Raw genomic sequence first — 13564 nt, forward strand, 5'->3', positions numbered from 1 at the left:
CGCGTGCCCCATGTCCGTACCCAGCGTTGACGCCAACTACCGTTTCATTGCCGCCTACCAGGAGGTCAATGCGCGCATCGCCCAGCGCCAGCAGGCCCTGGCGCTGTACGTGACGCTGACCGTCAGCCTGCTCGCCGCGCTGGTGGCCCTCGGCAGTTCGGCCAAGGCCGCGTCCGCACCAGTGGAATGGCTGCTGCTCGGGTTTCCGGTGGCCTCGCTCGCACTTGCGCTGCTGAACTACACCTCGGAGCGCGCCATCAGCAACCTGCGCACCTTCCTGGCCTCGCTGGAGCAACTCAACGACGCCCACCTGCGCCTGCCCAGCTACAACACCGACCCGCGTTGGTCGTCAGGGGCCAACAAGGCCCGCCGCTTCCGCGATCTGGCCACGCTGCTGCTGGCCCTGTCCGGCAACGTCATCGGCTTGGGCGCAGCGTGGCGGATCTTCCCGCAGCGCCTTGATGAGCACAGCCATTTCCTGCTGGCAGGCGCCTCGCTCGCCGCCCTGTCCATCGCGGTGATCCTGATCACGCCGCGCTGGAGTTATGCCCCGGCCACCCCGGCCTGACCACCCACTTGAGGAGCAACCCATGGCAAGCAGTGATGACAAGGTGAAAGGCCCGGCCTCGTACTTCCCGTCGATCGAGAAGACGTACGGGCAGCCCATCAGCCACTGGATGGCGGTGCTGGAAGCGGCCGGTCCGCTCAAGCACATGGCCCTGGTGGCGCTGCTGAAGACCGAGCATCAACTCGGGCACGGCCACGCCAACGCGCTGGTCGCCGCCTTCCTGGCCACCCCTCGCTGAAGGCACAGCGCATGTCTGATCGCACCATCCACCTGCACCGCGTGCTGCGTTGCCCGCCGGCCAAGGTGTACCGAGCCTTCCTGGAGGCTGGCGCCTTGGCCCGGTGGCTGCCGCCGCACGGGTTTCTCTGCACGGTGCACCACCTGGACGCCCGCGTGGGCGGCAGCTTCCGGATGTCGTTCCAGAACTTCGGCACGGGCAGCGCGCATTCGTTTGGCGGCGAGTACCTGGAGCTGGTGCCCGATGAGTTCCTGCGCTACACCGACCGCTTCGATGACCCGAACCTGCCCGGCACGCTGGAAGTGACGGTGCGCCTCAAGCCCGTGCTGTGCGGCTGCGAGGTGAGCATCAGCCAGGCCGGCATTCCAGACGTGATTCCGCTGGAGATGTGCTACCTGGGTTGGCAGGAGTCGCTGACGCAGCTGGCCTGGCTGGTGGAGCCGGATATTCCGGGCTGAGCGCGCGACCGCAGACTCAAACGCTGGCTGCCGCCTGCACCAGCGACCACCAGCGCGCATAGATGCGCCGCGCGGTGGCCTGGCTGCTGGCCAGCAGGCGATGCGTGTCGGCGCGCATGCGGGCCTCGTCCTGCACGCTGGCGTGGTGGGCATCGGCCAGCGCCGAGGCGGGCGCTTCCGCACACCAGCGGTTCAGTTTCTCGGCATCCACCTCGATGTGGAACTGCATGCCCAGGTGCGGGCCGAAGGCAAAGGCCTGGTGCGCGCATGCGGCGTTGCTGGCCAGCAGCGTGGCGCCCGCCGGCAGCGCGAAGGTCTGGTAGTGCCACTGGAAGACGGGGAGTGGCTCATCGCTGCCGGAGGCGACGTCACCCAGCCAGTCCCGCGCCAGCGCTTGATCAGCAAGCTCGATGTACGCCCAACCCACCTCGGGCACCGGGTTGTCGGTGGTGGCGGCGCCCAGCGCGCGGGCCAGCATCTGGCCGCCCAGGCAGTGGCCCAGCACCGGCACACCGCGATGCACGGCGTCGCGCAGCAGGGCTTCAGCATCGCGCAGGAAGGGCAGGTCGTCGTTCACGCTCATCGCGCCGCCCAGCATCACCACGCCGCGCCAGCCCGCCGCACTGCGGGGCACGGCTTCACCCGCAAACACACGCACCACCTGGAAGGCAATGCCTTGCTCCTGCAGCCAGGTGGCCAGGAAAGCGGGGCCGTCGTCGGCCATCGGTTGAACAATCAGGACAGCAGGGAGCGTGGAGGACATCAGAACAGGCAGCGACAAGGAAACATCAGGGGGCAGGAGGCGCGTCCACCGAAGTCAGTGGCGCACGGTCAAGGGTAAACCGGAACGTCGCCCCGCCGTTCACCTCGCCCTCGGGCACGATCTCGCCGCCGTGGCGCTGCACGATGCGCAGCACCGTGGCCAGGCCGATGCCGAGCCCCGGAAATTCATCTTGCCGGTGCAGGCGCTCGAAGGCCTTGAACAGCATGCCGGCGTAGGCCATGTTGAAGCCGGCGCCGTTGTCGCGGACGGTGATCCAGCGCCGGCCGTCGATGGTCTCGCCGCGCACCTCGATGCGGGCCGGCGTGCGGCCGGCCGAATACTTCCAGGCATTGCCGAGCAGGTTGCGCATCACCGCATCAATCAGCCGCGCATCGCCATCGATCTGCAGGCCGGGCTGCACCTGCCACTCCACCAGGCGCAGCGGCTCGGCAGCTTCCAGGTCGGCCAGCACGCGCAGGGCCACGGCCGACAAGGCCACCGTGTCCTGGTGCAGCGTGCCGCGGGTCACGCGCGAGAGCACCAGCAAGCCTTCGATGAGGTCGCCCATGCGGTGGCTGGCAGATTCGATGTGGCCCAGGTACTGCAGACCACGCTCGTCGAGCACCGCGGCATGGTCTTCCTTCAGCGCCATGGCAAAGCCGCTCAAGGCCCGCAAAGGTGCCCGCAAGTCATGCGACACGGCATAGGCGAAGCTGTCGAGTTCGGCGTTCGCCGCCTGCAGCTGCGCGGTGCGGTCGGCCACGCGGTGTTCCAGGTCGGCATGCAGCTCGCGCAGTTCATCGTCGAGCTCGGCCAGCGCATTGGCCAGGCGCCCCAGTTCATCGCGCGAATTGCCGGTGGCCGTCGCGAAGCTCACCGCATGGCCGAGCCGACGCCGCTGGGCTGCCGCACTCAATCGCGCGATGGGCCGCGCCACGCGGTCAGCCAGCAGCACACTCAGCGTGACGAAGATCAAGGTCGCCAGCACGCCGGCCCACAGCAGCCGCTGGTGCAGGCTGCGCAACTCGCCAAAGGCCTGGGCCAGGTTCTGCCGCGCCACCACGCTCAGCTCGGCCGAGGGCTCGCCGGCGCGCACGGGGTCAGCGGCCAGCGCGGTGAGGTAGTCCTGCCCGTCAGGCCAGCGCACCACGCCGGGCGCGCCGCCGCGCCGCATCGCCATCACATCGGGCCAGTCGATGGTCTGGCCGATGAGCTCGGCCGGGCCGCTGGCCACCCGGCCGTCGCGGCCCAGCACCAGCGTGTCCAGGCCATGCTGGCGATCGAGCGGATGGCCCAGCGACTGGTGCTGGGTGGTCAGCCAGTCCCAATGCAGCAGGCCGACGATCAGGCCCACATGGCGGCCCTGGTAGTCGATCAGGGGCACGGCCATGTCGAGAAAATCCGGCGGGCGGCCTTCGGTCGTCAGCGGCACATTCGGGGAGAGGCGCGGCATCGGGCCCCGCTTGCCCAGCCAGGGCTGCAGCATGCCGGTGGCGAACCAGGGCTCATGCGCCATCGACTCGCCGATCAGCAGGTTGCCGGTCGACACCTGCACCAGCCCGTCGGCACCCACCATGGCCAGCCAGGCGAGCTCGGGCTGGGTGGCGCGCAGCCGCTCCAGCCGGTCGCGCACATCGGCGGTCTCCATCACGCCGCTGGCCAGCACGGGGTCGGCCGCCAGATGGCGCAGCAGATTCAGGCGATCAGACAGCTGGGCGGCGAGGGCGCGGCCCACGAGGTCAGCCTCGCGGCGCACGGCCTGGCCGGCATTGGCTTCGAGTTGCTGGGTGGTGAGGTGCTCCACCACGAAGGCCGCCGTCACCGCAAACAGCAAGCCGCTCGCGCCAAGTACCAGGGCGAAACGGACACGCAAGCTGCGACGGGGATCAAGCGAGGCGAACAACGTTGGACTGCTGAGGTGGCCTGGTGAGCTGGCCAGTATCGGGTTCGCACCCGCGGCCAGCCATCGGCTGCTTGGGGGGACACAATGGCGGGGAACTCGGCGCGGGCACCTGCACTCCACCCCACAGTGAGTGCCGGATTGCCCGGCACGCCCCCCACCCAGTTTTCAAGGAATTGCACCGTGAAAAGACGCGACTTCGCCCTGCGCACCCTGCCCGCCCTGACCGCCTTCGGCCTGGTGGCCTGCGGCCAGCCCAGCGCCGAAGCAGCCGGCAACGGCAACGGCGGCCTGACCAGCAAGGCGGTCTACGACCTGGCAGCCACCGGCAACGGCTTCACGACCGGCCCGGTGATGGCAGCCAACACGATGTACGTGTTCTTCGACACCACCTGCCCGCACTGCGCGCACCTGTGGGCCTCGGCCAAGCCGCTGCAGGGCAAGCTGAAGATCGTCTGGATGCCGGTGGCTTACCTGCGTCCGCAGTCGCTGACGCAGGGTGCGGCCATCCTGAGTGCGGCCAACCCGGCCGCGGCGATGGAAGAGAACGAATCGCTGCTGCTGGCGCGCAAGGGCGGCATCAGCGTGCCGGGCGATCTGCCCGAAGCGGCCCTGGCCAAGGTCAAGGCGAACACCGAGATCCTGCGCAAGCTGCAGGCCGAGTCGGTGCCGCTGATCGTCTTCCGCAATGGCAAGTCGGGCGTGTTCGGCAAGACCGAAGGTGCGCTCGAAACCGGCCAGCTGGCCGAGATGACCGGCGTCTGATCAGCCGGCGGCGCTGATCACGCCGCCGCCCAGGCACACCTCGCCGTCGTACAGCACGGCCGACTGGCCCGGCGTGACGGCCCACTGCAGCTCCGAGAAATCGAGCCGCATCGCATCACCCGCACCCGGCGCCAGCGTGCAGGCCGCATCGGCCTGGCGATAACGCGACTTGGCACCCAGCGCGCCCGGCGCATGGGCCTCACCGGCCACCCAGCTGGTGTCTGCGGCTTCCAGCCAGCGGTATTGCAGCCAGGGGTGATCATGGCCCTGCACCACGACCAGCGTGTTGCGGTCGAGGTCTTTGCGCGCCACGTACCAGGGCAGGTGTTCGGCACCGCCGCGCACGCCCTTCTTGTCTTTCACGCCGCCAATGCCCAGGCCCTGGCGCTGGCCCAGGGTGTAGAAGCTCAGGCCGACGTGCTCGCCCACCTTGCGGCCGCGGTCATCCACCACCGGGCCGGGAGCGTGGCTCAGGTAGCGGTTGAGGAATTCGCGGAACGGGCGCTCGCCGATGAAGCAGATGCCGGTGGAGTCCTTCTTGCGCGCGTTCGGCAGGCCGATCTCCTCGGCCAGGCGGCGCACTTCCGTCTTGGGCAGCTCACCCACCGGGAACAGCGTCTTCGACAGCTGCGCCTGGTTGAGGCGATGCAGGAAGTAGCTCTGGTCCTTCAGCGGGTCCAGGCCCTTGAGCAGCTCGAAACGGCCATCGCGCTCACGCACCCGGGTGTAGTGGCCGGTGGCGATCTTCTCTGCGCCCAGCCGCATGGCGTGGTCGAGGAAGGCCTTGAACTTGATCTCGGCGTTGCACAGCACGTCGGGGTTGGGCGTGCGGCCGGCCTGGTACTCACGCAGGAACTCGGCAAAGACGCGGTCCTTGTAGTCGGCCGCGAAATTGACGTGCTCGATCTCGATGCCCAGCACATCGGCCACGGCAGCGGCATCGACGAAGTCGATGTTCGACGAGCAGTACTCGCTGTCGTCATCGTCTTCCCAGTTCTTCATGAAGATGCCGACCACCTCGTGGCCCTGCTGCTTGAGCAGCCACGCCGACACCGCGGAGTCCACGCCCCCGCTCAAACCCACCACCACACGCTGCTTCAACATCGCGCAATTTTAGGCGCTGGGGCCGAGCCCGTGCCGGCGCAAGGCCGGGATCAGGCAGCGACGCGATCGGGCCGCCGACGCCACATCTGATGAATGGGCATTCCGGATTGTAAAAAGCACGAACGTGCGTGCCTATTTTTGCAGCAGCGCCACGCTAGGGTGCGTACTCAAAACCTCCAGCGGGAAGCGCTGTCCGGCGGCATGTTCTTTGACACACTGCAACACCAGCGGGCTGCGGTGGCGGGCGGTGCTGGAGCGCACCTCATCCAGACTCATCCACAGCGTGCGAACCACCGGCGTGTCGAGCACACGGCCGGCAATTTCCTCGCCCACCGCACCGCAGAAAGCGAAGCGCAGGTAGGTGATGTCCTCAGCAGTCTGGTGCCGTTCCAGCCGGGCCAGGTGGATGCCCGTCAGCGCCTCTGGCACGAAGGGGCGGGCGGTCTCTTCCAGGGTCTCGCGCACCACCGCCTGCAGCAGCGATTCGCCCGGGTCCAGATGGCCCGCCGGGTTGTTCAAGCGCAGCCCTTCCGGGGTCATTTCCTCGACCAGCAGGTAGCGGCCATCACGCTCGATGACGGCGGCCACGGTGACGCTGGGTTTCCATCGTTCTTGTGCCATGGGCGGATGGTAACGACGCGTGAAGTGCGTCGTTTTTGTATTGCAGGACAGGCTCGTCTACACCGGCTTTCCGACACCTGGCTGACAAGGCCCTGCTGCGCACCTTCTGCGGTTAAGCTTTGCTGCAAAGCAAGCAGGGCGCACGACCGCCACGGCCGCCGCTCGAGTGCAGACAGACACAAGGCGTTGGAGAGGAGATCCACATGTTGATAGGCGTTCCGCTGGAAACAGCGGCCGGAGAAACACGCGTCGCAGTCACTCCGGAGACTGCGAAGAAATACGTGGCGCAAGGCCACACGGTGCTGGTACAGACCGGTGCCGGCGTCGCAGCCAGCATCACCGACGCGGCCTTTGAAGCCGCCGGTGCCCGCATCGTCGACCGGGCCGAAGCCCTGGGCGCCGAGCTGGTGCTGAAGGTGCAGCGGCCCAGTGCGGAGGAGCTTGCGCTGATGAAACCGGGCACCGCGCTGGTGGGCATGCTGAACCCGTTCGACAAGCCGGGCCTGACGGCCATGGCCGCGGCCGGCCTGACCAGCTTTGCCCTCGAAGCCGCGCCGCGCACCACCCGCGCCCAGAGCATGGACGTGCTGAGCTCGCAGGCCAACATCGCCGGCTACAAGGCCGTGATCATGGCGGCCGACCGCTACCAGAAGTTCTTCCCCATGTTGATGACCGCTGCCGGCACCGTGAAGGCGGCCCGCGTGGTCATCCTCGGCGTGGGCGTGGCGGGCCTGCAGGCCATCGCCACGGCCAAGCGCCTGGGTGCCGTCATCGAGGCGTCGGATGTGCGCCCCTCGGTGAAGGAGCAGGTCGAGTCGCTGGGCGCCAAGTTCATCGACGTGGCCTTCGAGACCGCCGAGGAAAAGGAAGCGGCGGAAGGCGTGGGCGGTTATGCCCGCCCGATGCCGGCCTCGTGGCTGGAGCGCCAGAAGATCGAGGTGGCCAAGCGCGTGGCCGCGGCCGACGTGGTCATTTCCACGGCGCTGATTCCCGGCCGCGCAGCGCCGGTGCTGATCACCGAAGAGATGGTCAAGGCCATGAAGCCCGGCTCGGTGATCATCGACATCGCCGCCGGCAAGGGCCCGGCCGGCCACGACGGCAACTGCCCGCTGACTGAAGCGGGCCGCACCGTGACGAAGCACGGCGTGCACATCGTCGGCGAGACCAACCTGCCCGGCCTGGTGGCTGCAGACGCGTCGGCGCTGTATGCCCGCAACGTGCTGGATTTCCTGAAGCTGGTGCTGCCCAAGGACGGCGGTTTCCAGGTGCCGATGGACGATGACATCGTCGCAGCCTGCCTCATGACGCAGGCCGGTGACGTGAAGAAGGCGTGAACACCATGGACCTCATTTCCCCCACCATCACCAACCTGATCATCTTCGTGCTGGCCATCTATGTCGGCTACCACGTGGTCTGGACCGTGACGCCCGCGCTGCACACGCCGCTGATGGCCGTCACCAATGCCGTGTCGGCCATCGTCATCGTCGGCGCCATGCTGGCGGCGGCGCTCACCGTCACGCCCACGGGCAAGGTCTTCGGCGTGCTCGCCGTGGCACTGGCCGCCGTCAATGTGTTTGGCGGCTTCCTCGTCACCCGACGGATGCTCGAGATGTTCAGGAAGAAAGACAAGAAGCCCGCAGCAGACAAGGGAGCATCGGCATGAGCATGAACCTCGTCACGCTGCTGTACCTGATCGCCAGCGTCTGCTTCATCCAGGCCTTGAAGGGCCTGTCGCACCCGACCACCTCGATCCGCGGCAACCTGTTCGGCATGATCGGCATGACGATCGCCGTGCTGACCACCGCGGCGCTCATCCAGCGCCAGGCCGTCGCGCTTGACGTCGGCTTCGGCGAAGGCCTGGCCTGGGTGCTGGGCGCACTGGTCGTGGGCGGCGCCGCCGGTGCCACCATGGCCCGCCGGGTTGAAATGACCAAGATGCCAGAGCTGGTCGCCTTCATGCACAGCATGATCGGCCTGGCGGCGGTGTTCATCGCGGCCGCGGCCGTGGCTGAACCCTGGGCCTTCGCCATCACCACCAAGGGCGGCGCCATTCCGGGCGGCAACCGGGTCGAACTGGCACTGGGCGCCTTCATCGGTGCGGTCACGTTCAGCGGCTCGGTCATCGCCTTCGGCAAGCTGAGCGGCAAGTACAAGTTCCGCCTGTTCCAGGGCGCACCGGTCACCTTCACCGGCCAGCACAAGCTCAACGCCGCCCTGGCGCTGGCATCGCTGTTTTTCCTGTTCGGTTTCTGGCACTCGGAAAGCGCGCTCGACTTCGGGCTGATCTGCGCCCTGGGCTTCGTGATGGGCGTGCTCATCATCATCCCGATCGGCGGCGCCGACATGCCGGTCGTGGTGTCGATGCTGAACAGCTACTCGGGCTGGGCAGCGGCCGGCATCGGCTTCTCGCTGAACAACTCGATGCTGATCATTGCCGGCTCGCTGGTGGGCAGCTCGGGGGCCATCCTGAGCTACATCATGTGCAAGGCCATGAACCGCTCGTTCTTCAGCGTGATCCTGGGTGGCTTCGGCGGTGACGCCACGGCCGCCACCGGCAGCGCGCAACCGCAACGCAGCGTGAAGAGCGGCAGTGCAGACGACGCCGCCTTCATCCTGGGCAACGCCGAGACCGTGGTGATCGTGCCCGGCTACGGCCTGGCCGTGGCCCGCGCGCAGCACGCGGTGAAGGAGCTGGCCGAGAAGCTGACCCACAAGGGCATCACGGTGAAGTACGCCATCCACCCGGTGGCCGGCCGCATGCCCGGCCACATGAACGTGCTGCTGGCCGAGGCCGAAGTGCCGTATGACCAGGTCTTCGAAATGGAAGACATCAACGGTGAGTTCGGCCAGGCCGATGTGGCCATCATCCTGGGCGCGAATGACGTGGTGAACCCGGCCGCGATGACCAAGGGCAGCCCGATCTACGGCATGCCCATCCTCGAGGCCTACAAGGCCAAGACGGTGATCGTGAACAAGCGCTCGATGGCCGCCGGTTATGCCGGCCTCGACAACGAGCTGTTCTACATGGACAAGACCATGATGGTCTTCGGCGACGCCAAGAAGGTGGTCGAGGACATGGTCAAGGCCATCGAATAAGCGGGGCTTCGCGTCCTGCCGGCCGGGCTGCTGCCCGGCCTTTTTGCGTCTGTCGGCCGGGCAGCGTGGCACCTGGGGAGCAGCCTCCAATGAGCGCTATCGAATCCCCTGATGACCGCCCCCGGACTGACAGCGAGAATGCACTGTCGTTGACGGAGTTACACGGATGGAAAAGACCTGGCTGAAGCAATACCCGGAGGGCGTGCCCGCTGAAGTGAAGACCGACGTCTTCCCTTCACTCGTGGCCCTGCTGGAAGAGAGCTTCCGCAAATTCGCCCGCCTGCCGGCCTACAAGTTCATGGGCAAGGCGTTCAGCTTCGAGCAGATCGATGACCTGTCGCGCGCGTTCGCGGCCCACCTGCAGTCGGCAGGCCTGGTGCGTGGCGACCGTGTGGCGGTGATGCTGCCCAACGTGCCGCAGTACCCGGTGGTGGTGGGCGGCATCCTGCGCGCCGGCCTGGTGGTGGTGAACGTCAACCCGCTCTACACCCCGCGCGAGCTGGAACACCAGCTCAAGGATTCGGGCGCCAAGGCGCTGATCGTGCTGGAGAATTTCGCCAGCACCTTCCAGCAGGTGCAGGACCAGGTGCCGACCAAGCACGTGGTGGTGGCCGCCATGGGCGACATGCTCGGCCTGATCAAGGGCACGCTGGTGAACCACGTCGTGCGCAAGGTCAAGAAGCTGGTGCCGGCCTTCGAGCTGCCGGGCAGCGTGCGCTTCAATGACGCACTCTCCAGCGGCCGCGGCAAGACCTTCACCGCAGCGCAAGTCGGCCCCGACGACATCGCCGTGCTGCAGTACACCGGCGGCACCACCGGCGTCAGCAAGGGCGCCGTGCTGCTGCACCGCAACCTCGTGGCCAACGTGCTGCAGTCCGAAGCCTGGTACCAGCCGGCGCTTAAGAAAATCCCGGCCGGCGAGCAGATCACCACCATCTGCGCGCTGCCGATCTATCACATCTTCGGCTTCAACACGAACATGATGCTGGGCCTGCGCATGGGCGGCTGCAACATCCTGATCGCGAACCCGCGTGACCTGCCTGCGGTGCTGAAAGAGCTCTCGAAAGAGCGCTTCCACAGCTTCCCGGCCGTCAACACCTTGTTCAATGCCCTGGCCAACCACGCTGACTTCGACAAGGTGGACTGGAGCCACCTGAAGATCTCGGTGGGCGGCGGCATGGCCGTGCAGCAAGCCACGGCACGCCTGTGGCTCGAAAAGACCGGCTGCCCGATCTGCGAAGGTTACGGCCTGTCGGAAACCTCGCCGGTGGCTTCGTGCAACCGCGTGGATACCACCGCCTACACCGGCACCATCGGCCTGCCCGTCTCGAATACCGAGCTGAAGTTGCTGGACGACGACGGCAACGAAGTGCCGCTGGGCACGGCGGGTGAAATCGCCATCCGCGGCCCGCAGGTGATGGCCGGCTACTGGCAGCGCCCTGACGAAACCGCCAAGGTGATGACCGCCGACGGCTTCTTCCGCTCGGGCGACGTGGGCGTGATGGACGAACGCGGCTACTTCCGCATCGTCGACCGCAAGAAGGACATGATCCTGGTGTCCGGCTTCAACGTCTATCCGAACGAGGTCGAAGACGTCATCACGCAGCTGCCGGGCGTGATGGAGTGCGCCGCCGTGGGCGTGGCCGACGACAAGGCCGGCGAGGCGGTGAAGGTCGTCATCGTCAAGAAAGACCCGGCGCTGACCGAAGCGGACGTGCGTGCCTGGTGCGAAACCAACCTCACCGGTTACAAACGGCCACGTGTGGTTGAGTTCCGGGCTGACCTGCCGAAGACGCCGGTAGGTAAAGTGCTGCGACGCGAGTTGCGGGACAAGCCCGCAGCGCACTGAGGTTGCGGCAGCCAGGCCACCCGGCCTGGCGTGCAGGCAACCATGAGGCCGGGCATCCCGGCCTGTTTGCTTTTTCAGCCCACGGATCATGATGCAGTATCGATTGATCAAGACGGCCGCCGGACATGCGGAGATCCAGTCGCGCAGTCGGCCACTCTCCAGGTCCGTGCGCAACCTGTTGCTCGTCATCAACGACAGCCAGCCCGCGAGCTATTGGCTGGAGAAGGTGCAGGGCGTGACCGACGCCGACCTCCAGCACCTGCTGGATGAAGGGCTGCTCGGCAAGGCCACGGCCGGCTCGGCGCCAGCGCCGTCGCCTGCACCGTCGCCGTCCTCTTCGCCGGCTCAGGGGCAGGCGACGGCACCACGCCCCGCATCGTCTGCATCGCCCGCGCCGGCCACGCCACCGGCACCACCGGCGCCCCAGGCACTCGACCCCGAAGTCGCCAGCCTGATGGATGTGGTGCGGGCCACCAGCTACAGCGTGCTGTACGACACCCTCAACAGCCAGGGCAAGGCTGAGCTGGGTTTGGTCGGCGGCTTCCGCTTCGTGCTGGAGGTGGAGCGCTGCAACGGCCTGAGCGAGCTGATTCCGCTGGCCCAGCGTTTTCTGGTCCAGGTTCGCGAGGAACGCGGCTTGTCTGCGCTGCGGCGCTTCGAGCTGGCCCTGAACCTGGCTGCCAAGCCGGCTTGAGCACCCCGGATGAGGCAAACTGGCGATCATGCCTGTTCGCCTTTATCTGGATGCGCCGCTCACTGAAGGCGCGCTGCTGACCCTGCCCCCCGAGCCCTCACGCCATGTGCAGGTGCTGCGCATGCAACCCGGTGACGACCTGTTGATCTTCAACGGGCACGACGACGGCGTGGAGTGGCTGGCTGAAGTCACCCGCATGGGCCGCCAGGACGTGGACGTGCGCATCGGCGCCAGCCAGACCTGCCACCGTGAACTGCCGCGTACCGTGGTGCTCGCCGTGGGCATGCCGGCCAACGAGCGCATGGACGCGCTGGTTGAAAAGGCCACCGAGCTGGGCGCCCGCGGCATGCAACCGCTGCAGTGCGCGCGCAGCGTGCTCAAGCTCAGCGGTGAGCGGGCTGAAAAGCGCCGGGCGCATTGGCAGGGCGTGGCCGTGGCTGCGTCCGAGCAGAGCGGCCGCACCCGGGTGCCCCTGATCGAACCCATCCGCACGATCGACGCGTGGCTGGCCGCCCTGCCGGCGGAGCCCGCCCCCGGCGAGGTGCGCCATGTGCTGAGTTTTGCGCCTGATGCCGTCCAGGTGAAAGACCTGCCGGCCGATGCGCGGCACATCACCTTCCTGAGCGGCCCGGAAGGTGGCCTCGACCCGCGCGAGGAAGCGCTGGCGCGGCAACGCGGCTTCATTCCGCTGAGCCTCGGGCCACGCGTGTTGCGGGCCGATACCGCGCCGCTGGCGGCACTGACCCTGGTGGGCGCGCTGGGCTGAGCTGCTGCGCCTGACGCCCTGCGCGGCAGCGTCCGTCTGGCGCCACGGCGGCCCCCACAAAGTCTCAAGCCCAGCCAGGGCGACAAGGGGGGTGTCACACCAGTGCCCCTGCAGGGCGGCATGCTGCGGGCATCGCAACGCAACGCGCCGCTGGCGCAGGGGAAACACATGGGATTGCTCGATTCGATGGTCGGCATGCTGGGCCAGGCGGCCGGTGGCCAGAACGGTGGCCAGGGCGCATTGCTGCAAGTGGTGGCGGGCCTGCTGGACAACAACGCGCCCGGCGGCGGGCTGGCCGGTCTGGTGCAGCAGTTCCAGCAAGGTGGCCTGGGTGACGTGGTGAGCTCGTGGATTTCCACCGGCCAGAACCTGCCGATCAACCCGTCGCAGCTGCAATCGGTGCTCGAGCAGCATCCGCAGTGGGCCGGGCTGGCGCAACAGGCCGGCCTCGACAACGGCCAGCTCATGGGTCAGCTCAGCCAGATGCTGCCGCAGGTCATCGACCAGATGACCCCGAACGGCCAGCTGCCCGGCGGCAACGGCACGCCCGATCTCGGTGCCCTGCTGGGCGGCCTGCTCGGCCGTTGAGGTGCATGCGCGCGCAGTTGGTGCAAGTGGCGCACCAACTGCGCGCCACTTGAGAGCGCCTGCCCGCCCGGCCGTGAACTAGCGCACCAATGGCTGGTTTTTCGGCCTCATTGAACACATAAGCCCTTCCGATACTCCAGAGACCTCCCGGCAT

Annotated in this window: 15 protein-coding genes; 11 read left to right on the forward strand and 4 right to left on the reverse strand. The window is 67.5% G+C overall.

Annotated elements, in window-relative coordinates; genetic code table 11:
* Positions 1-10: 10 nt before the first annotated feature.
* Genes AACH00_RS09850 through AACH00_RS09860 form a run of 3 tightly spaced genes read left to right on the forward strand, consistent with a single transcriptional unit; the run spans position 11 to position 1264 of the window.
* Positions 11-568: a hypothetical protein gene (locus tag AACH00_RS09850; RefSeq protein WP_341398946.1), complete on the forward strand. Its 558-nt coding sequence runs from the start codon at positions 11-13 to the stop codon at positions 566-568.
* Positions 569-590: 22 nt separating this feature from the next.
* The gene (locus AACH00_RS09855; protein WP_341398947.1) at positions 591-806 is read left to right on the forward strand and encodes a DUF4287 domain-containing protein; all 216 of its coding nucleotides are present in this window, start codon (positions 591-593) and stop codon (positions 804-806) included.
* A gap of 11 nt (positions 807-817) precedes the next feature.
* A complete protein-coding gene (locus tag AACH00_RS09860; protein WP_341398948.1) occupies positions 818-1264 on the forward strand; it encodes an SRPBCC family protein in 447 nt (148 codons plus the stop codon).
* A 16-nt stretch (positions 1265-1280) separates the two neighbouring features.
* On the opposite strand, the gene AACH00_RS09865 is transcribed toward AACH00_RS09860, so the two are convergent.
* Together AACH00_RS09865 and AACH00_RS09870 are read right to left on the reverse strand one after the other, a co-directional pair.
* Positions 1281-2027 carry a type 1 glutamine amidotransferase gene (locus AACH00_RS09865; protein WP_341398949.1) on the reverse strand — a complete coding sequence of 249 codons (747 nt, stop codon included), beginning with the start codon at positions 2025-2027 and terminating at the stop codon, positions 1281-1283.
* Between the two features lie 25 nt (positions 2028-2052).
* The gene (locus AACH00_RS09870; RefSeq protein WP_341398950.1) at positions 2053-3900 is read right to left on the reverse strand and encodes a sensor histidine kinase; all 1848 of its coding nucleotides are present in this window, start codon (positions 3898-3900) and stop codon (positions 2053-2055) included.
* 210 nt (positions 3901-4110) lie between these two features.
* Between AACH00_RS09870 and AACH00_RS09875 the strand changes: the two genes are divergently transcribed.
* A complete protein-coding gene (locus AACH00_RS09875; protein ID WP_341398951.1) occupies positions 4111-4692 on the forward strand; it encodes a thioredoxin fold domain-containing protein in 582 nt (193 codons plus the stop codon).
* Here the strand turns inward: AACH00_RS09875 and mnmA are convergent, their stop codons facing one another.
* Both mnmA and AACH00_RS09885 read right to left on the reverse strand, forming a co-directional pair.
* A complete protein-coding gene (mnmA, locus tag AACH00_RS09880) occupies positions 4693-5796 on the reverse strand; it encodes a tRNA 2-thiouridine(34) synthase MnmA (RefSeq protein ID WP_341398952.1) in 1104 nt (367 codons plus the stop codon). It abuts the gene before it with no gap.
* A 132-nt stretch (positions 5797-5928) separates the two neighbouring features.
* A complete protein-coding gene (locus AACH00_RS09885; protein WP_341398953.1) occupies positions 5929-6417 on the reverse strand; it encodes an NUDIX hydrolase in 489 nt (162 codons plus the stop codon).
* A gap of 203 nt (positions 6418-6620) precedes the next feature.
* Here AACH00_RS09885 and AACH00_RS09890 point away from each other — a divergent pair, with 203 nt between their 5' ends.
* From AACH00_RS09890 to AACH00_RS09920, 7 genes are all read left to right on the forward strand, one after another.
* Complete coding sequence (locus AACH00_RS09890; RefSeq protein ID WP_341398954.1) at positions 6621-7751, forward strand: Re/Si-specific NAD(P)(+) transhydrogenase subunit alpha; 1131 nt, start codon at positions 6621-6623, stop codon at positions 7749-7751.
* Between the two features lie 5 nt (positions 7752-7756).
* Positions 7757-8080 (forward strand): NAD(P) transhydrogenase subunit alpha part 2, encoded by a 324-nt coding sequence (locus tag AACH00_RS09895; RefSeq protein ID WP_341398955.1) that lies wholly within the window; start codon positions 7757-7759, stop codon positions 8078-8080.
* Positions 8077-9513, forward strand: coding sequence for an NAD(P)(+) transhydrogenase (Re/Si-specific) subunit beta (locus tag AACH00_RS09900; protein WP_341398956.1), 1437 nt, complete (start codon positions 8077-8079; stop codon positions 9511-9513). The genes AACH00_RS09895 and AACH00_RS09900 overlap by 4 nt, the downstream gene beginning before the upstream one ends.
* 166 nt (positions 9514-9679) lie before the next feature.
* Complete coding sequence (locus AACH00_RS09905) at positions 9680-11362, forward strand: long-chain-fatty-acid--CoA ligase (protein WP_341398957.1); 1683 nt, start codon at positions 9680-9682, stop codon at positions 11360-11362.
* An 88-nt stretch (positions 11363-11450) separates the two neighbouring features.
* Positions 11451-12056 (forward strand): hypothetical protein, encoded by a 606-nt coding sequence (locus tag AACH00_RS09910; protein ID WP_341398958.1) that lies wholly within the window; start codon positions 11451-11453, stop codon positions 12054-12056.
* 28 nt (positions 12057-12084) lie between these two features.
* The gene (locus tag AACH00_RS09915; RefSeq protein ID WP_341398959.1) at positions 12085-12822 is read left to right on the forward strand and encodes a 16S rRNA (uracil(1498)-N(3))-methyltransferase; all 738 of its coding nucleotides are present in this window, start codon (positions 12085-12087) and stop codon (positions 12820-12822) included.
* A gap of 168 nt (positions 12823-12990) precedes the next feature.
* Positions 12991-13410, forward strand: a complete 420-nt coding sequence (locus tag AACH00_RS09920) for a YidB family protein (protein ID WP_479723910.1) — start codon at positions 12991-12993, stop codon at positions 13408-13410.
* The last annotated feature ends 154 nt before the right edge of the window (positions 13411-13564 follow it).

The sequence above is a fragment of the Ideonella margarita genome, from assembly GCF_038066635.1.
In the GTDB taxonomy this organism is placed as follows: domain Bacteria; phylum Pseudomonadota; class Gammaproteobacteria; order Burkholderiales; family Burkholderiaceae_C; genus Ideonella; species Ideonella margarita.

Excerpts from the sequence above, each read along its gene's own strand:
- AACH00_RS09865 (WP_341398949.1), bottom strand. The coding sequence starts at position 2,027 with ATGTCCTCCACGCTCCCTGCTGTCCTGATTGTTCAACCGATGGCCGAC.
- AACH00_RS09920 (WP_479723910.1), top strand. The coding sequence starts at position 12,991 with ATGGGATTGCTCGATTCGATGGTCGGCATGCTGGGCCAGGCGGCCGGT.
- AACH00_RS09895 (WP_341398955.1), top strand. The coding sequence starts at position 7,757 with ATGGACCTCATTTCCCCCACCATCACCAACCTGATCATCTTCGTGCTG.
- AACH00_RS09890 (WP_341398954.1), top strand. The coding sequence starts at position 6,621 with ATGTTGATAGGCGTTCCGCTGGAAACAGCGGCCGGAGAAACACGCGTC.
- AACH00_RS09855 (WP_341398947.1), top strand. The coding sequence starts at position 591 with ATGGCAAGCAGTGATGACAAGGTGAAAGGCCCGGCCTCGTACTTCCCG.
- AACH00_RS09900 (WP_341398956.1), top strand. The coding sequence starts at position 8,077 with ATGAGCATGAACCTCGTCACGCTGCTGTACCTGATCGCCAGCGTCTGC.
- AACH00_RS09850 (WP_341398946.1), top strand. The coding sequence starts at position 11 with ATGTCCGTACCCAGCGTTGACGCCAACTACCGTTTCATTGCCGCCTAC.
- AACH00_RS09905 (WP_341398957.1), top strand. The coding sequence starts at position 9,680 with ATGGAAAAGACCTGGCTGAAGCAATACCCGGAGGGCGTGCCCGCTGAA.
- AACH00_RS09860 (WP_341398948.1), top strand. The coding sequence starts at position 818 with ATGTCTGATCGCACCATCCACCTGCACCGCGTGCTGCGTTGCCCGCCG.
- AACH00_RS09915 (WP_341398959.1), top strand. The coding sequence starts at position 12,085 with ATGCCTGTTCGCCTTTATCTGGATGCGCCGCTCACTGAAGGCGCGCTG.
- mnmA (WP_341398952.1), bottom strand. The coding sequence starts at position 5,796 with ATGTTGAAGCAGCGTGTGGTGGTGGGTTTGAGCGGGGGCGTGGACTCC.
- AACH00_RS09885 (WP_341398953.1), bottom strand. The coding sequence starts at position 6,417 with ATGGCACAAGAACGATGGAAACCCAGCGTCACCGTGGCCGCCGTCATC.
- AACH00_RS09910 (WP_341398958.1), top strand. The coding sequence starts at position 11,451 with ATGATGCAGTATCGATTGATCAAGACGGCCGCCGGACATGCGGAGATC.